This is a genomic window from Mycobacterium sp. NGS34, from assembly GCF_059812845.1.
In genome coordinates this window covers 1-19,449 of the sequence record NZ_JCALDM010000001.1, presented here as the reverse complement: position 1 = coordinate 19,449, position 19,449 = coordinate 1, and the positions used below count along the sequence as shown (strand labels likewise).

The window sequence follows — 19,449 nt, the reverse complement described above, 5'->3', positions numbered from 1 at the left end:
GCTAAGGCGTCCACCACGGCCGCAGCGGCAGTTCGTCATCGCCGCGGGCGTCGACGTTGGCCGCCAGCACGTGGTGGAGCTGAAGGTTGTTCTGCTCGAAGGCAACTCGTGAGGCCGCCATGTACAGGCCCCACACCTTGGCCGTCGCCAACCCGACCTCGGCGACCCCTTCGTCCCAGTGGTCGACGAGGTTGCGGCACCAGTCGCGCAGCGTCATCGCGTAGTGATGCCGGAAGTTCTCCTCGTGCAGCACCTCGAAACCGGCATCCTGGACTTCGGTGACGATGCGGCCCGAGCCGGTCAGCTCGCCGTCCGGGAACACATAACGGTCGGTGAACCCGCCGGCGAAGGAGGTCGCCTTGTTGTCGTGGCGGGTGATGCAGTGATTGAGCAGCAGGCCGCCGGTGCGCAGCTTGGACTTCAAAAAGCCGAAGTATGTGGGGTAGTTCTTGACGCCGATGTGTTCGGTCAGGCCGATGGAGGAGACGGCGTCGAATTCGTCCTCGTCGACGTCGCGGTAGTCGGAGTGGCGCACCTCGGCGAGGTCCGCCAGGCCATCGTCCTCGATCGCCTGCCGCGCCCACTTCGCCTGCTCGGCCGACAGCGTGGCGCCGATCGCGCGGACACCGCGGCGAGCCGCGTAGCGCACCATGCCGCCCCAGCCGCAACCGACGTCGAGTAGCCGGTCGCCCTCCCGCAGCCGCAGCTTTTCGAAGATCAGCCGGTACTTGTTGTCCTGGGCCTCTTCCAGCGTCGCGTCGGCGTGCGGATAGACGGCGCAGGTGTAGGTCATCGACGGGCCGAGCACCCATTCGTAGAAGGTGTTGGAGACGTCGTAGTGGTGGTGGATGGCCTCGGCGTCCCGGGTCTTGCTGTGCATGACGCCGGCGGCGACCCGCCGCCACCGCGGCGGCGCCTCCTCCGGCGGTGGGGCGACGGGCAGCAAATGCTCGAAGCCCAGCGAGCGGACGACGTTGGCGAGCACCCGCGCGGACGGCCGCTTGAAGTCGACGCGGTCGGTCAGCGTCTTGAGCAACTGGTACGGGTCGCCGGGATGCACGCCGTACGTCTGCAGGTCACCCGAGACGTAGGCGCGGGCGAGGCCGAGTTCGCCGGGGGCGGTGGCCAGATAGGTGGCGCCGCGCGGCGAACACAGGTCCAGGCCCAGCTCGGCGTCCTCGTTGCCGGCGGTGCTGCCGTCGTACGCGGTGAACTTCAGTGGGTGGCGCCCGGTCGCGGCGAAGATCTCCAGGATCTCGGCCATGCTGAGCTTGCCGGTCGTGGTGTGGTGGGGCTCTTTGGTGGTCGTCATCGCCGTTGCACCGCCTTTGCGTACAGGTCCAAAAGACGCGAGTCGGGATCGTAGGTCTTTTTCACGGTGTTGTAGGTCTCCCCGCCGTAGAGCTCGTCAAACTCCTCGCGGGTGTAGAAGGAGTCCGAGTACAGCGACTTGTGGCCGTCGAGCTCACTGACCTTGGCCTCGATGGCACGGTTCGTCACCCCCGCCGAGCTTCCCTCGGGGCCGGCCGGCACCGAGGACCAGAACCCTATGTTGACGTATGTGTGATCCGGCCGCATCGGATACAGCGGCCAGCCCTCGTGATCGCGCAACCGCAGCGGGCACAGCCAGATGGGGGTGATGGGCACGTTGTCTCCGAACCACTCCAAGAACCCACAGGTCCGCTCGACCGGAACCTCGACGTCCTGCACGACGCGCTCGCGCAGAGGACTGCCCGGCGAACGAATACTGCGTTTCTCGATCCGGTCGGCGATGCCGAAACGCTGGTCCAGGGCGACGAGCTTCCAATAGAAGCTGCTGCGCCGGTACCGGCGCGGCCACCAGCGCCGCACCCGCGAGTTCTGCGCGCCGAACGCGCGCGAGCACCAAAACCAGTCGGTGTCCCAACGCCACAGGTAGTCGTGGATCGTCAGCCGATCGTCCTTGGTGGCCTCCACCCCCACCGCGTCGTGCCGAATCGATTGGTAGTAAATGTTTTTCCCGGTGTAGTCGCTGACCGGGCCCGGCGTGGCGGTCCGCCGGCCCACGCACAGGTAGCATTCGTCGGCGCTGAACACCACGCCGTCCAGGTAGTCCACCGGGGTGCCGCCCTGCCCGCCGGTGTCGATGATGCGTTCCATCGCCGCGACCAGGTCGGGCAGCGAGCGGAAGCGGATGTGCCGCAGCGCCACGAACGGTGCAACGGGTTCCAGCTCGATCCGAAGTCGAGTCGAATAACCCAGTGTGCCATAGGAATTCGGGAAGGCGCGGAACAGGTCGGGATGCTGGGTGCGGGACGCGGTGAGCAATTCGCCGGCACCGGTGAGGATGTCCATCTCCAGCACCGATTCGTGCGGCAGGCCGTTGCGAAACGACGCCGACTCGATGCCCAGGCCGCTGACCGCGCCGCCGAGGGTGATGGTCCTCAATTGCGGGACCACCAGTGGCGAAAGGCCATACGGCAGGGTCGCGGCCACCAGGTCCTCGTATGTGCACATGCCGGCGACATCGGCCGTGCGGGTATCGGGATCGACCGAGAGAACGCCGGTCAAACCGGAGGTGTCCAGGCCGCGGCTATCGCGTTTGGTGCGGGCGCGGAACAGGTTTGAGGTGGGCTTGGCGAGCCGGACGGCGGACGTTGCGGGGATGGATCGATAACTCGCCATCAACCGATCGACGCCCGCTGCGTGGGCCGAGAGTGCAGATCCAGGGACAGGCACCACATATACCCTAGTCTTCGAAAACAGCCCGTGCACCCGCGCGCGGGCGGCATCAACGGAGGAGTCGGGCCTGATGGGCCAGGTGAGCGCAGCCAGCACGATCTTGATCAACGTCGGGCCAGAGGCCACGCTGGCCGCGGTCGCGGACTACCAGAAGGTGCGTCCGAAGATCCTGTCCCCGCAGTACAGCGAGTACCAGGTGGTGCAGGGCGGCCAGGGTGCGGGCACCGTCGCCAGGTGGAAGCTGCAGGCCACCAAGTCGCGGGTGCGCGACGTGCAGGTCGACGTCGACGTCGCCGGCCACACCGTCATCGAGAAGGATGCGAACTCGTCGATGGTCATCAACTGGACGGTGGCTCCGGCCGGACCGGGGTCTAGCGTCACGGTGAAGACCACCTGGACCGGCGCGGGCGGCGTCAAGGGGTTCTTCGAGAAAACCTTTGCGCCGTTGGGGCTGAAGAGGATTCAGTCCGAGGTGTTGACGAATCTGAAAAACGAACTGGAAGGCTAGCGCGCCTGGCCCTGGGTGGCCAGGAAGCCCGCGACGCCGCGGACCAGCGCGTCGGCGTATTTCTGCCGGCCGTCGGCCGATTCCATCAGCGCCGAATCCACCGGGTTCTTCATGTTCCCGCATTCGACGAGGATCGACGGGTACTGCGCCAGGTTCAGGCCGGCGAGGTCCGAGCGGCCGTACAGACCGTCCTGGCCGATGTAGTTGGCCGGCGGAATGCCCGAGGCCTGCAACTGATCGCGCATGATTCGGGCGTACTGCACCGACGGCCCGGCCTGCGCCTGGTTCAGCGGCGGCGCCGAGTAGTTGACGTGAAAGCCCCGCCCGGACGGCGGGCCGCCGTCGGCGTGGATGCTCAGGATCGCGTTGGGGTGCAACGAATTGGCCATGTTGGCGCGCGCGTCGACGCACGGACCCAGCCCCGTGTCGTCACCGCGCGACATCGCGGTGCGCACGCCCAGGGCGTTCAGTTCGGCGCGGACCCGCAGCGCGGTGTCCCAGGTGAACGTGTGCTCCCCGTAGCCGCTGTTGGTCGACGTCCCGCTGGCCTGGCAGTCCTTCGTGCCGCCGCGCCCGGTTGGCACCTGACGGCTGATGGACGCGTCGTTCGAGCCGTTGTGGCCGGGGTCGATGAAAACGACCATCCCGGCGATGTTGGACGGAACGGCTGTCGCCGTCGGCATGATCGCCGTCGAGGCGGCGACTAACACACCGACCACCAATTTGATTCCGACACGCCTGCTCAGTCGTAGGTCCACCGCGCAAAGGTAACGTCGCGCGGTCTACGCTGGGTGTTCCGAATCGCCCGACACCCGCAGGCGAAACCAACTCGAGACCAAGATGCGAGGGGATTGTCATGCAACCCGGAGGCGACATGTCGCAACTGCTCGCCCAGGCGCAGCAGATGCAGCAAAAGCTATTGGAAGCCCAGCAACAGCTCGCCAACTCCGAGGTGCACGGTGAGGCCGGTGGCGGCCTGGTCAAGGTGACGGTCAAGGGCAGCGGCGAGGTCGTCGGCGTGCAGATCGACCCCAAGGTCGTCGACCCCGCGGATATCGAGACCCTGCAGGACCTGATCGTCGGCGCCATGGGCGACGCCTCGGCGCAGGTCACCAAGATGGCGCAGGAGCGGCTGGGCGCGCTGGCCGGCGGCATGGTCGCCCCGGCCAAACCGCCGGCGCCGCCCACCCAACTGCCGGGGCTGTGACGCCATACCGACATGTTTGAGGGACCCGTCCAGGACCTGATCGACGAGCTGGGCAAGCTGCCGGGCATCGGCCCTAAGAGCGCGCAGCGCATCGCGTTTCACCTGTTGTCGGTCGAGCCGCCCGACATCGACCGGCTGACCGCGGTGCTGGCGAAGGTCCGCGACGGCGTGCGGTTCTGCGCGGTGTGCGGAAACGTCTCCGACGACGAGCGCTGCAGAATCTGCGCCGATCCCCGCCGGGACGGCTCGCAGGTGTGCGTCGTCGAGGAACCGAAGGACATCCAGGCCGTCGAGCGCACCCGCGAATTCCGCGGCCGCTACCACGTGCTCGGCGGCGCGCTCGATCCGTTGTCCGGGGTGGGTCCCGAGCAGCTGCGCATCCGCGAGCTGCTGACCCGTATCGGTGAGCGCGTCGACGACGTCGACATCACCGAGGTGATCATCGCCACCGACCCCAACACCGAGGGCGAGGCGACCGCCACCTACCTGGTTCGGATGCTGCGCGACATCCCCGGCCTGACGGTGACGCGGATCGCGTCGGGGCTGCCGATGGGCGGCGACCTGGAGTTCGCCGACGAGCTGACGCTGGGCCGCGCACTCACCGGCCGCCGGGCGATGGTCTGACGATCAGCTTTGCGGCGAGCCTGTAATTTTGCAGGCCCTTACTCACACTTTCCCTGCGGATTTACCGGCTCGGCGGCTTCTGGCGCAAAGAGTGTTACCTCGTCACGACGGCGAAGTTGTCGCTGGTGTTCCACGCGGCTTCGAAGGTGGCGATGGAAACCTGTTCGTCGCGGCCGGCCCTGATGCCGCTGTCGTTGAGGTGCACCAGGTTTGCCTGGGTGTCGATGCCGATGACGACGACGAAGTGGTTTTCCACGCTGCGGTCGCCGGAGTCGTTCCAGATGACCCTGTCGTTGAGCCCGACGATCACCTTGCGCCCCTGGTCGAGATCCTGCTCGAGGGCGCCGACGTTGGTGTGCACCGCGTCGGAGGCGATGCCGTAGTGCGACAGCAGCACGGGTAGATCCGAGTTCTTGGTCTTGCTTCCGGGCTTGTAGATCGGCCCGCTGTGGCTCACGCTCGGGATGTTTCCGGCCACGCCGGTGATCTCGTCCTCGCTGGGCTGCCGGCCGGTGATCTGGCCGACCACGTCGGCGACCGCCATTTCGCCGCAATCGAGGTCCTGCTGCTGGTAGCGCCAGTACGGCGCGGCGGCGGCGGGGTCGCCGTGCATCCCCTCGTGGCGCGGGGCGGGGGCCGCGTCGGCCGTCGCCGCGAACGCGACCATCGAGCCGGCGGCCGCGCTCAGCACGACCGCGAGCCCGACGATGCGCGCCGCGCCGGTGACCCTGGTTCTCGTGTTGCGCATTGGGTTCCTTTTCTCAGTGGGCTTCGAGAAAAGGCTGGGCTGCGGCCCTAGACGGATCCTTGAAGGATCCTTGGAGCGCAGGTCGGCGGGCTAGCGGGCCGCCAGCCGCTCGCGGCGCAGCAGATCCACCTCGGGCAGCTGCAGCGGCGGCAGCTCGCCCACCACCTTGCCCAGCAACAGGTCGGCCAGCTCGGGGTTGCGGGCCAGGCACGGCCCGTGCATATAGGTCGCGACCACGCTGCCCTGCACCGCGCCGTCGACGCCGTCGCCGGCCCGGTTCCCCGCGCCCTTGACCACCGTCCCCAGCGGCGACGCCGCGGGCCCCAAAACCGTTCCGCCGCGGTGGTTTTCGAAGCCGGTGAGCGGTTGCGTCAACCCAGTCGGCAGCGGCTCGCTCACCAGCTCGCCGATGGTGCGTCGGTCTTGCGGCGAGGTGGTCAGGTCCAGCATGCCCACGCCATCGACCCGTTCCCCGGCCGACGTCTCGTACCAGTGCCCGAGCACCTGGATCGCCGCGCAGATCGCCAGCACCGGTGCGCCCCGCTCCGCCGCGCGCTGCAGACCCGGGTGCTTGATCAGGTGCTTGGTGGCCAGCCGTTGCGCGTAGTCCTCGGCGCCACCCAGCGTGTACAGGTCCAGCGACTCGGGCACCGGATCGGCCAGCGTGATCTCGACGATCTCGGCGTCGATACCCCGCAGCCGCAGGCGTTGGCGCAGCACCACCGCGTTGCCGCCGTCGCCGTAGGTGCCCATCACATCGGGCAGCACCAGCCCGATCCGCACGATCGAGTCAGCCATGGCGCGCCAATGCTCGCTGCAGTTGCAGGAACGCGGTGTAGTTGGCGACGACCTCGACGCGCCCGGGCGGGCACGACGCGATGGCCGCCATGGTGTCGTGCACGAGCGTGTGCTCGACGCCCGCGTAGCCGAGGCGCACCGCCAGGTCGGTGCCGCGTTCGCCCGCCGCGACGACCGCCGTCTTTTCGCTCGGTCGCCCCTCGCCCGATTCGCCTCGTGGCGCACGAGGCTCACGAGCGAGCTGCTCGAAGCGCACGTCCCACAGCCAGGACAGGTCCTCGCCGTCGGGCACCTGCCCGTTGACCGCGATCACCACCCCGGCCGCGTGCTTGTCCACCATCGACAGCGCCTCCTGCCAGCCGGCCGGGTTCTTGGCCAGCAGGATCCGCGCCTCGTGCTCGCCGACGCGCACGCTGCGGTAGCGTCCCGCGACCTCGTCGACCTTGGAGACGGCCGCCACAGCTTGTGCGGGGTCGGCGCCCAGCGCGACGGCGGCGGCGACGGCCTGGGCGGCGTTGCCCCGGTTGACCGCGCCGGGCAGCGCCAACCGCATCGGCAGGGCCAGGCCGTCGGGCCCGTGCAGCGTGTCGCCATCTTCTGGGCCGAACCACCACTGCGGGCTGGGCCGCTTGAAGTCGGCGCCGGTGGAGTACCAGTGCCCCTGGTCCCGGACGATCACCTCGCCGCTGCGCGGGCAGCTGACCGAGTCGTTCGCCCACGCCCCGCCGGCGGCCACCCACACGACGTGGGGGCTGTCGTAGGCCGCGGAGGTCATCAGCACGTCGTCGCAGTTGGCGACGACGAGCGCGTCCGGGTGCCGGGCCAGGCCGCCCCGCAGCGTGCGTTCGATCACGTTGATCTCGCCGACCCGGTCCAGCTGGTCGCGCGACAGGTTGAGCAGCACGATGACGCTGGGTTCCACCGCATCGGCGACGTGCGGCACGTGCATCTCGTCGACCTCGAGGGCGGCCAGCCCGGCGTCGCGGTCGGCGGCCAGCGCGGCCACCAGGCCCGCGTCCATGTTGGCGCCCTCGGCGTTGGTGGCCACCGGGCCCAGGGTCGCGAGCGCGGCCGCCGTCATCCGCGTGGTGGTCGACTTGCCGTTGGTGCCGGTGACGACGACGGTGCGCCGCCCGGCGCCCAGCTGGCGCAGCACCGAGCGGTCCAGCGTCATCGCGACCAGGCCGCCGATCATGGCCCCGGCCCCGCGACCGGTGACCCGCGACGCCCACCGCGCGCTCGCTCCCGCGGCGAGGGCCAGGCGCGCACGGGTGGTGATCACCCGGCAGAGTTTAAGGGCGTTTGCGACACGGGGCCTGAGCGACCAGGTGATGTCGGTCTGACGTGCCATCCTCAGTTCATGAACCGGGTGTCCTGGGGGCGGCCGGCCAGCGAGCCGGTCGGGGGTTGGGCCGTTATCGACGTCGAGACCTCTGGGTTTCGGCCGGGTCAGGCGCGGATCATCAGCATTGCCGCGCTCGGCCTCGACGCGCACGGCCGGGTCGAGCAATCCGTGGTCAGCCTGCTCAACCCGGGGGTGGACCCCGGCCCCACCCACGTCCACGGCCTCACCCCCGCAATGCTGGAGGACCAGCCGCAGTTCGGCGACATCGTCGGTGACCTCGTCGAGGTGCTGCGGGGCCGCACGCTGGTGGCGCACAACGTCGCCTTCGACTACTCGTTTCTGGCGGCCGAGGCCGAGCTCGCCGAGGCGGAGCTGCCCATCGACCACGTCATGTGCACGGTCGAGCTGGCGCGCCGGCTGGACCTCGGGGTCGACAACCTACGGCTGGAGACGCTCGCGGCGCACTGGGGCGTGGTCCAGGAGCGGCCGCACGACGCCTTCGACGACGCGATGGTGCTGACCGGCGTGCTGGAGTCGGCGCTCGAGCGGGCGCGCGAACGCGACGTCTGGCTGCCGGTGCGCCCGGTGACCCGGCGCCAATGGCCCAACGGGCGGGTCACCCACGACGAGCTGCGCCCGCTCAAGGTGCTGGCCTCGCGGATGCCGTGCCCCTATCTCAACCCGGGCCCGTACGTCCGCGGCCGGCCGCTGGTCCAGGGCATGCGGGTGGCGCTGGCCGCCGAGGTGGCCCGCACTCACGAGGAACTGGTCGAGCGGATCCTGCACGCCGGGCTGGCCTACAGCGACGTCGTGGACGGCGAAACCTCGCTGGTGGTCTGCAACGACGCCGCGCCCGAGCAGGGCAAGGGCTATCACGCCCGACAGCTGGGGGTTCCGGTGGTGTCCGACGCGCAGTTCATGGACTGCGTGGGCGCCGTCGCCGGCGGCACCAGCATGGAGGAATTCACCGACGTCAACACGGCGCACCCGCAGCTCGCGCTGTTCTGAGCGGCCTCTTGCATCACTACATCCGTAGTAGTACCGTTTGCGGTATGACAACCACTACGGCTGTAGTACAGCGGAGGTCCTGGTGGGCGTCCTACCGCCGGCACGGCTACTTCTTCCGCCCGGCGGCCATGCTGACCATCTCGCTCGGTGTGCTCATCCACCTCTACCGGGTGATCTTCGGCGACGATCTCACGCTGAAATACGCGCTGAACCTGACGACCGACCGGATCCTGCTCGTCCCGATGACGTATGCGGCCGTCACCGGCATCCTGGTGTGGCGGCGCGTGCGGTTCGCCAACAAGCCGCATCGGGCGTTCTTCACGGCGTCGCTCGTGTACATCGCCGGCAGCGTGCCGCTGCACATCTATTGCTCGTATGTGACCCAGGATCTTTCGCTCTACATGTGGTTTGGGATGTGGTTCAGCTACCTGTTGCTGATCGTGGTGTATCCCGCCTTCCTGACGATGTTCTGGCGGCTGCGCTACAAAGACTGATGCCCCCCAACCCCGAACGCCGCGCCCAGCTCCTCGACGCCGCCATCGGCATCCTCGCCGACACCGGCGTCGGGGGCCTGACGCATCGCCAGGTCGACGAGCGCGCGGGCCTGCCCGCGGGCACCACATCGAACTACTTCCGCACGCGCCAGGCGCTGCTCGAAGCCACGGCCGCGCGCACCGTGGACCTGCACTGGCAGCGTGTCGAGGCGTTACAGGCCGCGATCGGGTCGCTCACCCGCGACGGCATCAAGGCGCTGCTGACCCGGATGCTCTCCGACCCCGACGAACAGGCCCGTCGCTACACGCTGGCGCGGTTCGAGCTGTTCATGGAGGGCACGCGCCGCCCTGAGCTGCGGCCGTTCCTCAAAGACCTGCAGGCCGCCGCGGTGAAGTCCGCGACCCTCATCTTCGAGGCGGCGGGCTTCACCCCGCAGCCGCAGCAGATGGAGGAGCTGAGCCGGTTGCTGAACGGCTACGTGTTCAGCAACCTCACGATCCCGGGCGGTGACGACCCCGCGGGGCTGGTCGACCGCCTGCTGCGCGCGTTCTTCGACGATTAGGCCCGGGAAGCCCGGTTCACCGCCGAGACCACGGCCCGCAGCGACGCCGTGGTGATCGACGGCGCGATGCCGACGCCCCACACGGTCCTGCCGCCGACCGAGGCCTCCACATACGCGGCGGCCTGCGCGTCGTCACCCGAGCTCATCGCGTGCTCGGAGTAGTCCAGCACGGCGACGTCGAACCCGACACTGCCCAGCGCGTGCACGAACGCAGCGAGGGGCCCGTTGCCGACGCCGACGATCTCGGTCTCCGACCCGTTGACCTTGACGGTGGTGGTGATCGTGGTGCTGCCGCCGTCTTCCTCCGAGGCGTCGACCCGCTGCTTGATCCGCTCCAGCGGCCAGATCGGGGCCAGGTACTCCTCGGAGAACGCGTCCCACATCTCCTTCGGCGAGACCTCGCCGCCCTCGCCGCCCGTGCCCTCCGCGATCTTCTGGATCACCTGCGAGAACTCGATCTGCAGCCGGCGCGGCAGCGCCAGGCCGTGGTCGGCCTTCATGATGTAGGCCACCCCACCCTTGCCGGACTGCGAGTTGACCCGGATCACCGCCTCGTAGGTGCGCCCGACGTCCTTGGGGTCGATCGGCAGATACGGCACCTGCCAGAGCATGTCCCCGACGTCGGTGTCCGCCTCGTCGGCGTCGATCTTCATCTGGTCGAGGCCCTTGTTGATGGCGTCCTGGTGGCTGCCGGAGAACGCGGTGTAGACGAGGTCACCGCCGTATGGGTGACGCTCGGGCACCGGCAGCTGGTTGCAGTACTCGACGGTGCGGCGGATCTCGTCGATGTTCGAGAAGTCGATCTGCGGGTCCACGCCGCGGGAGAACAGGTTGAGCCCCAGCGTCACCAGGCACACGTTGCCGGTGCGCTCCCCGTTGCCGAACAGGCACCCCTCGATCCGGTCCGCGCCCGCCTGGTAGCCCAATTCGGCTGCGGCGACGGCGGTTCCGCGGTCGTTGTGCGGATGCAGGCTCAGGATCACCGACTCCCGGTTGGCCAGGTTGCGGCTCATCCACTCGATCGAGTCGGCGTAGACGTTGGGCGTGGCCATCTCGACGGTGGCGGGCAGGTTGAAGATGATCGGGTTGTCCGGCGTCGGGGCAATGATCTCGCCGACGGCGTCGCACACCTGCTTGGCGTACTCCAGCTCGGTGCCCGTGTAGGACTCCGGTGAGTACTCGAAACGCCACTGCGTGGCCGGATGCTTCGCCGCCTCCTCGACGCACTTGCGCGCGCCGTCGGTCGCGATGGCCTGAACGGCGGCCCGGTCGGCGCGAAACACCACGCGGCGCTGCAGGATCGACGTCGAGTTGTAGAAGTGCACGATCGCGCGAGGCGCGCCCTCGCACGCCTGGAAGGTGCGCTCGATGAGCTCCGGCCGGCACTGGGTCAGCACCTGGATCGTGACGTCGTCAGGGATGGCGCCGTCGGTGATGATCTCGCGGACGAAGTCGAAGTCGGTCTGGCTGGCCGACGGGAATCCGACCTCGATCTCCTTGTAGCCCATCCGCACCAGCAGGTCGAACATGCGGCGCTTGCGGGCCGGGCTCATCGGGTCGATCAGCGCCTGGTTGCCGTCGCGCAGATCCACCGCGCACCAGAGCGGGGCGCGGGTGGTGACCCGGTCCGGCCAGGTGCGGTCGGCCACGCGGACGGGCTCGACTTCCTCGGCGAAGGGCCGGTACCGGTTGATCGGCATCGACGAGCCGCGCTGGGGATTCCACGAGGGTTGTTCGGGCCCGGGCGGGCCCGCGGGTTTGACGATGGTGCGTGCCGACTTGTAGGCGTCGGGCGAATCTGGATGGGTCACGGTAATTGCTCCGGGGGATGAGAAGGAACCTCAGACCGGCGCATCGCGAACTCCCGCGACGGGAAGCCGGTCTTGATCAGACCCCGTCGCGGCGTCCGAGGAGGAGCACCCGCTGCACGTTGTGCACTCTACCGCGCCGAGGCCGGGCGCCAAAACCAGTGGTGGTGTCCTTGAGCGTCACCCGGAACTGCATCGTCCGGTACGGCCAGCCCGTCGCCGTGTCCCACTGGGACACCACCAGCCCGACGCCGCCCTGAACGTCCAGCCGCGAGGACGGAAGGATGTATCCGCCGTACAGCTGGGCGACCCGATTGTTCGAAAGGTCCTGGGCGTCCCAGCTCGTCCCGATCACGGGTGTTTGGACCTCGGCCTCGTAGAGGTTGGCGGTCGGGGAGTCGATCGTCCGGTATCCCAGCGCATAGCCGGACGACAGGAAGCCGCCAAGGATCCACTTGCCGGTCTCGAGCCTGCGCAACGTCAGCTCGCCCCAGGTTTCGGCCGGGGGTGTGATGGGCGTGGGTGGGTTGCCCCACGCCCACTGGTTGCCGTCCCAGCCCCAGCCGGAGTACTTGGTCATGTCGCCGATATGGCGCCGACGCACGCGCCGCAGGATGATGCCCTTGTCGCGCTGGAACCCCGTCGAGACGACGTAGACCCAACCGTCCGTCGGGTCGTAGTCCCACGACCACAGCTGCGCGTAGCCGTTGTGCAACGACGCGGGAAACGTTGCCTTGGCGCCCATTTCCCGCCAGCTGACGCCGTTGTCGGTGGAGGCCCAGATCCCGGTCCAGATCACGTTTCCGAACCCGCGGTTGACGATGGCGTGTAGGTACATCGTCTTCCCGATGACCAGGAGGTCGGAGGGGATCACCGTGCTGATCCCGCCATGGTTCCAGGGCGGGCCGTCGTGCACATAGGGCCACAACTGCTGCGCGTAGGCCGCGTCGGTGCCGCCCGCGCTCTCGTAGCGGATCCGGTTGTTGGTGTCCCCACTGCCGATCAGGGCGACGGGGGCGCGCCAGTCGCCCTGGCCGACGGCGAGGCCGGAAAAGGTGTCCCCGAACACCGACACCAGCTTGCCGTTCGGAGCGACCGCGCAAACGCCCAGGTCGGTGCACGTCACTCCCCATTTTTCGGTGATGCCCGGGCCGGTGATGTCCCCCACGTACCCCTCGACTGGCGTGGGTTGAGTTGCCGCACAGCCACTTTCGCGTCGCCACCGGTACACGGTGGAAACGCTGACGCCGCAGTCGGCCGCGATCGTGGCGGCCTTCTCCCCCGAGCGCAGCCTGCACAGTGCTCGCTTGCGCAAAGCCGCGTCAGCCTTCGGCATGGTTCCTCCGCAGTCGTTGGCAAGTTCTAGACAACAACGATGCCTGTGCACGCCGCCGTGGGCACGAGTAACGCGCTACCTATGTTTTCGCCGGCGGTCCGTCCGCGGGCATGAGTGGTACCCGGCGAGGAATGGGGTAGCGCACTACGCATCCCATCCCCGGATCCCCGCGCCTACGGTCTCAGCTACGGCCCCACCTCAGGAGGATTCAATGACCACTCTGCAAGAGCCCCGGCATGTCAAAAGCAATGGGCGAGAACAGGACTGGAGTCATGTTCGCGGATTCGGGTGGCGCCCACAGCTCCCGGACGCCCGCGACCTGCTCTACACGGCCCGGCTCAAGGCCGCGCCGCCGCCCGAGTACGACCTGCGTCCGTCGATGCCTCAGGTCTACGACCAGGGCCAGCTCGGGTCGTGCACCGGAAACGCCATCGCCGCCGCGATGGAGTACGAGCGGGACCGGCAGGGCTTACCCGATTTCATCCCTTCGCGGCTGTTCATCTACTACAACGAACGCGCCCTAGAGGGCACGGTGGCCAGCGACGCGGGCGCGGTGATCAGGGACGGGATCAAGGTGGTCAACCGCGAGGGCGTCTGCCCGGAGACATTGTGGCCGTACGACATCGGGGTGTTCACGGTCAAGCCGCCGCGGCGCTGCTACGTCGCCGCGCAGAAAGACAAGGCCGTGCAGTACGAGGCGATCCACACGCTGGGGGACCTCAAGGATGCGATCGCATCGAATCTGGCGGTCGTGTTCGGGTTCACCGTGCACCAGAGTTTCGAATCGCAGGCCGTCGCCGAGACGGGCGTGATGCCGATGCCCAAACAGGGTGACCCCGTCGTCGGCGGCCACGCCGTTCTCGCCGTTGGCTACTCGGATCCCAAGAGCCACTTGATTGTTCGCAACTCGTGGGGACCCTCGTGGGGAGACCACGGCTACTTCTACATGCCGTACGAGTACCTGACCGGCTCGAAGGTCAGCTCGGACGCTTCGCCGATCAGCCACGTGAAGCTGGCGAGCGATTTCTGGGCGATCCAGATGGTCTCGCCGTAGCGGCCCACGGCACCTGGAAGGGAACTGCCATGTCGATCGCGCAGCTCAACAACGATCTCCTGCTCGAGCGCATCACATACGAGGCGCCCCACCAGGCGCCCGCCCCGATCCCGTGGCCCGACGGGCTGGCGCCCATCGCGACGCCGTATGACCGGGCCGCGAGCCAGCCGCTGCCGTCCTGCGACGTGCTGGTGGTGACCTGGACGGTGGCGGAGGCACAGGCCCTCGCCGACGTGCTCACCCCGGGCATGCCCAGCCGCAGCTGGAAGCCCTACGCCCACGGATGGGCGAGCTACGAGCCCCAGCTCACCTGGCGCTCACCGGCTCGCGACGCCGGCTGCCTGGCCTATGTGGCCCGGGTCAGGATCGGGGATGTCGCGGTGCTGGCGGTGAAGTCCGAGCTGCACCTGGCCACCGACAGCGTCTCGGCGCCGCTGGTGGCGCTGTGGCAGCAAATGGTGAGCGAGGCCAAGCCCAAGCTGGTCATCACCACCGGCACCGCCGGCGGCATCGGGGCGGCCACCCAGCTCGGCGACGTCTTCGTCGTCACCAACGCGAAGTTCAACTGCACCAAGGACTTCAAGGGCAAGCCGTGGGCCCAGCAATTGTTCACGGGTTCGCCGGTGCAGGGCGGCGGGCATGCGGCCGCCTTCGACGCGCTGGTGGCGCCCAACGCCGGGCGGCTGCAGCCGCAGGCCACCCGCCCGCCCGCGCTGACCTTCGGCGCGGCGCTGGGCGGTGTGGAAACCGTCGACTACTTCGGCTTCGCCAACACCGACGACTCGTACGGCATCGTCCGCAACTACCCGAACGCGCGCACGGAAGAGATGGACGACGCGACGTTGCCGCTGGCCCTTTCCGGCCTGGCGCACCCGCCGGCGTGGTGCTCGATCCGCAACGCCAGCGACCCGCAGGTCTCCACGGCCGTCGGCGACCTGCGGGCCCAGGCGCGCTGGGCCAACCAGATCTACCAGCGCTACGGCTACTGGACCTCGGTCGGGTCGGCCATCGCGACGTGGGCCGTCATCGCCAACATGAACTGACCGGGCGGGTCGGCGGCCGCAAAAAACGATTCGGCGTCACACGTATTCTGTTGTGGACCTATACCCCGAGGACCGAAAGAACAACAGTGGCGCTCGTCGTGCAGAAATACGGCGGATCGTCGGTGGCGGACGCCGACCGGATCCGCCGCGTCGCGGAGCGCATCGTCGCGACCAAGAAGCAGGGCAACGACGTCGTGGTGGTGGTTTCCGCGATGGGCGACACCACCGACGACCTGCTGGACCTGGCCCAGCAGGTGTGCCCGGCCCCGCCGCCGCGGGAGCTCGACATGCTGCTGACCGCGGGTGAACGCATCTCCAACGCGTTGGTGGCCATGGCGATCGAATCGCTCGGCGCGCAGGCCCGCTCGTTCACCGGTTCGCAGGCCGGCGTGATCACCACCGGCACCCACGGCAACGCGAAGATCATCGAGGTGACCCCGGGGCGGCTGCGGACCGCGCTCGACGAAGGCCGCATCGTCTTGGTCGCCGGCTTCCAGGGGGTCAGCCAGGACACCCGCGATGTCACCACGCTCGGCCGCGGGGGTTCGGACACCACCGCCATCGCGCTGGCCGCGGCGCTCAAGGCCGACGTCTGCGAGATCTACACCGACGTGGACGGCATCTTCAGCGCCGACCCGCGGATCGTGCACAACGCCCGTCGGCTCGACACGGTGACGTTCGAGGAGATGCTCGAAATGGCGGCCTGCGGCGCCAAGGTGCTGATGCTGCGTTGCGTGGAATACGCTCGCCGCTACGACATTCCGGTGCACGTCCGCTCGTCGTACTCGGACAAGCCGGGCACCATCGTTACCGGATCGATCAAGGACAAACCCATGGAAGACCCCATCCTGACCGGCGTCGCGCACGACCGCAGCGAGGCCAAGGTGACCATCGTCGGGCTGCCCGACATACCCGGCTATGCCGCGCGGGTTTTCCGCGCCGTCGCCGACGCCGACGTGAACATCGACATGGTGCTGCAGAACGTGTCCAAGGTCGAAGACGGCAAGACCGACATCACCTTCACGTGCTCGCGCGACAGCGGTCCGACCGCGGTGGAGAAGCTGGCCGCGCTGCAAGACGAGATCGGCTTCACCCAGCTGCTCTACGACGACCACATCGGCAAGGTGTCGCTGATCGGGGCGGGCATGCGCAGCCACCCGGGCGTCACCGCGACCTTCTGTGAGGCGCTGGCCGCCGTCGGCGTCAACATCGAGCTGATCTCCACCTCCGAGATCCGGATCTCGGTGCTGTGCCGCGACACCGAACTAGACAAGGCCGTCGTGGCGTTGCACGAGGCGTTCGGTCTCGGCGGCGACGAGTCGGCGACGGTATATGCGGGGACGGGTAGGTAGATGGTTGCCATAGGCGTAGTGGGGGCCACCGGTCAGGTGGGCCAGGTGATGCGTCGGTTGCTCGACGAGCGCGACTTTCCGGCGACCACGGTGCGGTTCTTCGCGTCCGCCCGCTCGCAGGGCCGCAAGCTGGAGTTCCGCGGCCAGGAGATCGAGGTCGAAGACGCCGCGACGGCGGACCCGTCCGGGCTGGACATCGCGCTTTTCTCGGCCGGCAAGACGATGTCGTTGGTGCAGGCGCCGCGGTTCGCCGCGGCCGGGGTCACGGTTATCGACAACTCCTCGGCCTGGCGCAAGGACCCCGACGTGCCGTTGGTGGTGTCCGAGGTCAACTTCACCCGTGACGCCGGGCGCCGCCCCAAGGGCATCATCGCCAACCCGAACTGCACCACGATGGCCGCCATGCCGGTGCTCAAGGTGCTGCACGACGAGGCACAACTGGTGCGCATGGTGGCCTCGACCTATCAGGCGGTCTCGGGCAGCGGCCTGGCCGGCGTGGACGAGCTCGCCACGCAAGCCCGCGCGGTGGTCGCCGACGACATCGAGCGGCTGGTGCACGACGGCGGCGCGCTGGAATTCCCGGCGCCCAAGACGTATGTCGCGCCGATCGCGTTCAACGTGCTGCCGCTCGCCGGATCGCTGTTGGACGACGGTTCCGGGGAGACCGACGAGGACGCGAAGCTGCGCTTCGAGAGCCGCAAGATTCTCGGCATCCCCGACCTGTCGGTCAGCGGCACCTGCGTGCGGGTTCCGGTGTTCACCGGTCACTCGCTGTCGATCAACGCCGAATTCGCCCGGCCGCTCTCGCCCGAGCGCGCCCGCGAGCTGCTCGACGGCGCCCCGGGCGTCAAGGTCGTCGACGTGCCGACGCCGCTGGCCGCGGCCGGTGTCGACGAGTCGTTGGTCGGCCGGATCCGTAATGACCAGGGCGTCCCCGACGGGCGTGGCCTGGCGCTGTTCGTGTCGGGGGACAACCTGCGCAAGGGGGCCGCGCTGAACACCATCCAGATCGCCGAGCTGCTGGCCGCCGAACTATAGTTCGCGGGTGAGCTCGGCCCGGGTCGCCCTGCTAAGCGTTTTGTGTTTGGTTGCGCCCCAGCCTGTTTGGCAGGCGCGCGCCGATCCGCCGGCGCCGGCGCCGGAGCCCGTCCTGCAGCCGCTGGCGCCGGGGCAGGTGGTGCGGATCGGGCCGACGGCCGGCACCGGAACCCCGACCGGCGACTACGGCGTCGGCGCGACGGACCTGTGTGAGTTCGTCGAGTTCCCAACCGAGCTGCTGCAGGTCTGCGGCGACAGCTTCGCGGGCCAGGGCGTCGGGTTCGGCGGCTGGTACTCGCCGATCGCGCTGCACGTCGACACCGCGTCGGTCGACGACCCCGCCGGGGTGCGCTACACCGGGGTCACCGGAATCGGGAAGCCGCTACTGGCCGACCCCACGCCGCCCGGGGATTCTCAGCTGCCGGCCGGCGTGGTGCAGGTCAACCGGCGCAACTACCTGATGGTCACAACAACGAAAAACCTTGAGCCGCAAAGCTCCCGGCTGGTAATGGCCGAACCCGCGCACGGCGGCTGGCAGACCGTCGCCGGAACCCGCCGCGACGGTTCCTATCAGGGTGGTCGGCAGTCGCAGATCAGCGGCTACTACGACCCGATCCCCACGCCGGACTCGCCGGGCGGCTGGGTGTACATCGTGGCCAACAGCTTCACCCGGCGAGATCCCGTGCTGCTCTACCGGGCCACACCGCAGACGTTCGTCGACCGGTCCCGGTGGCAGGGCTGGGCGTCCGGGCCCGACGGCGGCTGGGGCAGGCCGCCGACACCCCTGTGGCCCGATCAGGTGGGCGAGATGTCCATCCGGCAGATCGACGGCAAGGCGGTGCTGTCCTATTTCAACGCCAGCACCGGCAACATGGAGGTCCGGGTGGCCGACGACCCGACATCGCTGGGCGCCGCGCCCGTGACGACGGTGGTGCAGCACGACGAGTGGCCCGATCCGGCCGAGAGCCTGCCGCCCGCCTACGACAACCGGCTCGCGCAGCCGTACGGCGGATACATCTCGCCTGGGTCCACCGTCGACGAGCTGCGCATCTTTGTCAGCCAATGGGACACCCGCGCCCGGGCCCGCGCGCCGTACCGGGTGATCCAGTTCGCGGTCAACCCGTTCAAGCCGTAGCCGGAGCCGGCTTTCCGGCCCGTCATCGCCGCCTACGTTGTTCGAGCAGGACGCCCAGCCACAGGAAGGCCGGCGGAGCCACGATGGCCCACGCCAGAAGCGCGACCATCATGATGTTGCCCGCGGTCACGGTTCCTCCGGCGGGTATGCGCGGCGTTGGTAGCAGCCGATGTTGCCAGACTCGGTAGGGGCGTTCAACGACGAGTTTCGAAACGGTCGACCCGGTCGGTCGGGCTACGTTCCATTCACGCCGGGCAACCCGAACAGCCCGCCGGCGCCGCCGATGCCGCCGTTGCCCTTGGTTCCGCCTGTCCCCGGGTCCCCGCCGTTGCCGCCGTTGCCGATCAGCCCGGCGCTGCCGCCGTTGCCGCCGTCCCCGCCGATGCTGCCGAGGGCGTCGCCGCCCGCGCCGCCGGTCCCGCCGCCGCCGATCAGCTTGCCGCCGTTGCCGCCGGCTCCGCCGTGACCCCCGGTGCCGGTGTCGCTGAGCCCGCCGGCGCCGCCGGCGCCGCCGCCGCCGAACAAGAAGGCGGCGTTACCGCCCGCCCCGCCGGCCCCGCCGATGAGCTCGCCGAACCCGCCGATCCCGCCTGCGCCGCCGGCGCCGAACAGGACGCCGGCGTTGCCGCCGGCCCCGCCGGCCCCGCCGTTGTTCGACGTGCCGAAG

19 protein-coding genes and 1 pseudogene are annotated in these 19,449 nt (G+C 68.9%); 11 read left to right on the top strand and 9 right to left on the bottom strand.

All coding sequences use genetic code 11. The features are described 5' to 3' along the window. Position 1: 1 nt before the first annotated feature. Together AC5Y7V_RS00100 and AC5Y7V_RS00095 are read right to left on the bottom strand one after the other, a co-directional pair. On the bottom strand, positions 2–1,312 hold the full coding sequence (locus AC5Y7V_RS00100; RefSeq protein ID WP_499878037.1) for a class I SAM-dependent methyltransferase: 1,311 nt from the start codon (positions 1,310–1,312) through the stop codon (positions 2–4). Beyond that, complete coding sequence (locus AC5Y7V_RS00095; protein WP_499878036.1) at positions 1,309–2,664, bottom strand: FAD-binding oxidoreductase; 1,356 nt, start codon at positions 2,662–2,664, stop codon at positions 1,309–1,311. The genes AC5Y7V_RS00100 and AC5Y7V_RS00095 overlap by 4 nt, the downstream gene beginning before the upstream one ends. Before the next feature lie 127 nt (positions 2,665–2,791). Between AC5Y7V_RS00095 and AC5Y7V_RS00090 the strand changes: the two genes are divergently transcribed. Continuing rightward, on the top strand, positions 2,792–3,229 hold the full coding sequence (locus AC5Y7V_RS00090) for an SRPBCC family protein (protein WP_499878035.1): 438 nt from the start codon (positions 2,792–2,794) through the stop codon (positions 3,227–3,229). On the opposite strand, the gene AC5Y7V_RS00085 is transcribed toward AC5Y7V_RS00090, so the two are convergent. Continuing rightward, positions 3,226–3,987, bottom strand: coding sequence for an Rv3717 family N-acetylmuramoyl-L-alanine amidase (locus tag AC5Y7V_RS00085; RefSeq protein WP_499878034.1), 762 nt, complete (start codon positions 3,985–3,987; stop codon positions 3,226–3,228). The two genes, AC5Y7V_RS00090 and AC5Y7V_RS00085, sit on opposite strands and share 4 nt — an antisense overlap. A gap of 98 nt (positions 3,988–4,085) precedes the next feature. Here AC5Y7V_RS00085 and AC5Y7V_RS00080 point away from each other — a divergent pair, with 98 nt between their 5' ends. Together AC5Y7V_RS00080 and recR are read left to right on the top strand one after the other, a co-directional pair. Continuing rightward, the gene (locus AC5Y7V_RS00080) at positions 4,086–4,436 is read left to right on the top strand and encodes a YbaB/EbfC family nucleoid-associated protein (protein ID WP_499878033.1); all 351 of its coding nucleotides are present in this window, start codon (positions 4,086–4,088) and stop codon (positions 4,434–4,436) included. 12 nt (positions 4,437–4,448) lie between these two features. Then, complete coding sequence (gene recR / locus AC5Y7V_RS00075) at positions 4,449–5,060, top strand: recombination mediator RecR (RefSeq protein WP_499878032.1); 612 nt, start codon at positions 4,449–4,451, stop codon at positions 5,058–5,060. 94 nt (positions 5,061–5,154) lie between these two features. Here the strand turns inward: recR and AC5Y7V_RS00070 are convergent, their stop codons facing one another. The 3 genes from AC5Y7V_RS00070 to AC5Y7V_RS00060 form a co-directional block, all read right to left on the bottom strand. Further along, positions 5,155–5,808 carry a C39 family peptidase gene (locus AC5Y7V_RS00070; RefSeq protein WP_499878031.1) on the bottom strand — a complete coding sequence of 218 codons (654 nt, stop codon included), beginning with the start codon at positions 5,806–5,808 and terminating at the stop codon, positions 5,155–5,157. A gap of 90 nt (positions 5,809–5,898) precedes the next feature. Next, positions 5,899–6,594: a type 1 glutamine amidotransferase gene (locus AC5Y7V_RS00065; protein WP_499878877.1), complete on the bottom strand. Its 696-nt coding sequence runs from the start codon at positions 6,592–6,594 to the stop codon at positions 5,899–5,901. Between the two features lie 4 nt (positions 6,595–6,598). After that, positions 6,599–7,888: a MurT ligase domain-containing protein gene (locus AC5Y7V_RS00060; RefSeq protein ID WP_499878030.1), complete on the bottom strand. Its 1,290-nt coding sequence runs from the start codon at positions 7,886–7,888 to the stop codon at positions 6,599–6,601. Between the two features lie 78 nt (positions 7,889–7,966). Between AC5Y7V_RS00060 and AC5Y7V_RS00055 the strand changes: the two genes are divergently transcribed. Genes AC5Y7V_RS00055 through AC5Y7V_RS00045 form a run of 3 tightly spaced genes read left to right on the top strand, consistent with a single transcriptional unit; the run spans position 7,967 to position 10,016 of the window. Then, positions 7,967–8,959: a DEDDh family exonuclease gene (locus tag AC5Y7V_RS00055; protein ID WP_499878029.1), complete on the top strand. Its 993-nt coding sequence runs from the start codon at positions 7,967–7,969 to the stop codon at positions 8,957–8,959. 44 nt (positions 8,960–9,003) lie between these two features. Then, positions 9,004–9,453: a hypothetical protein gene (locus AC5Y7V_RS00050; RefSeq protein WP_499878028.1), complete on the top strand. Its 450-nt coding sequence runs from the start codon at positions 9,004–9,006 to the stop codon at positions 9,451–9,453. After that, positions 9,453–10,016, top strand: coding sequence for a TetR/AcrR family transcriptional regulator (locus AC5Y7V_RS00045; protein ID WP_499878027.1), 564 nt, complete (start codon positions 9,453–9,455; stop codon positions 10,014–10,016). The genes AC5Y7V_RS00050 and AC5Y7V_RS00045 overlap by 1 nt, the downstream gene beginning before the upstream one ends. Here AC5Y7V_RS00045 and leuA read toward each other — a convergent pair. Beyond that, complete coding sequence (gene leuA, locus AC5Y7V_RS00040; RefSeq protein WP_499878026.1) at positions 10,013–11,827, bottom strand: 2-isopropylmalate synthase; 1,815 nt, start codon at positions 11,825–11,827, stop codon at positions 10,013–10,015. The genes AC5Y7V_RS00045 and leuA overlap by 4 nt on opposite strands. A gap of 76 nt (positions 11,828–11,903) precedes the next feature. Continuing rightward, on the bottom strand, positions 11,904–13,160 hold the full coding sequence (locus AC5Y7V_RS00035) for a DUF4185 domain-containing protein (RefSeq protein WP_499878025.1): 1,257 nt from the start codon (positions 13,158–13,160) through the stop codon (positions 11,904–11,906). A gap of 211 nt (positions 13,161–13,371) precedes the next feature. Between AC5Y7V_RS00035 and AC5Y7V_RS00030 the strand changes: the two genes are divergently transcribed. The 5 genes from AC5Y7V_RS00030 (at position 13,372) to AC5Y7V_RS00010 (ending at position 18,782) form a co-directional block, all read left to right on the top strand. Next, positions 13,372–14,214 (top strand): C1 family peptidase, encoded by an 843-nt coding sequence (locus AC5Y7V_RS00030; protein WP_499878024.1) that lies wholly within the window; start codon positions 13,372–13,374, stop codon positions 14,212–14,214. Positions 14,215–14,243: 29 nt separating this feature from the next. Then, complete coding sequence (locus AC5Y7V_RS00025; RefSeq protein WP_499878023.1) at positions 14,244–15,257, top strand: hypothetical protein; 1,014 nt, start codon at positions 14,244–14,246, stop codon at positions 15,255–15,257. A gap of 86 nt (positions 15,258–15,343) precedes the next feature. Then, positions 15,344–16,609, top strand: a complete 1,266-nt coding sequence (locus AC5Y7V_RS00020; protein ID WP_499878022.1) for an aspartate kinase — start codon at positions 15,344–15,346, stop codon at positions 16,607–16,609. After that, entirely contained in the window at positions 16,610–17,647 is a 1,038-nt protein-coding gene (locus AC5Y7V_RS00015) for an aspartate-semialdehyde dehydrogenase (protein WP_499878021.1), read from the top strand. A 7-nt stretch (positions 17,648–17,654) separates the two neighbouring features. Further along, entirely contained in the window at positions 17,655–18,782 is a 1,128-nt protein-coding gene (locus tag AC5Y7V_RS00010; RefSeq protein ID WP_499878020.1) for a DUF4185 domain-containing protein, read from the top strand. Between the two features lie 234 nt (positions 18,783–19,016). Here AC5Y7V_RS00010 and AC5Y7V_RS00005 read toward each other — a convergent pair. Further along, positions 19,017–19,449 (bottom strand): annotated as a pseudogene (locus AC5Y7V_RS00005) (PE-PGRS family protein); the annotation flags it as partial.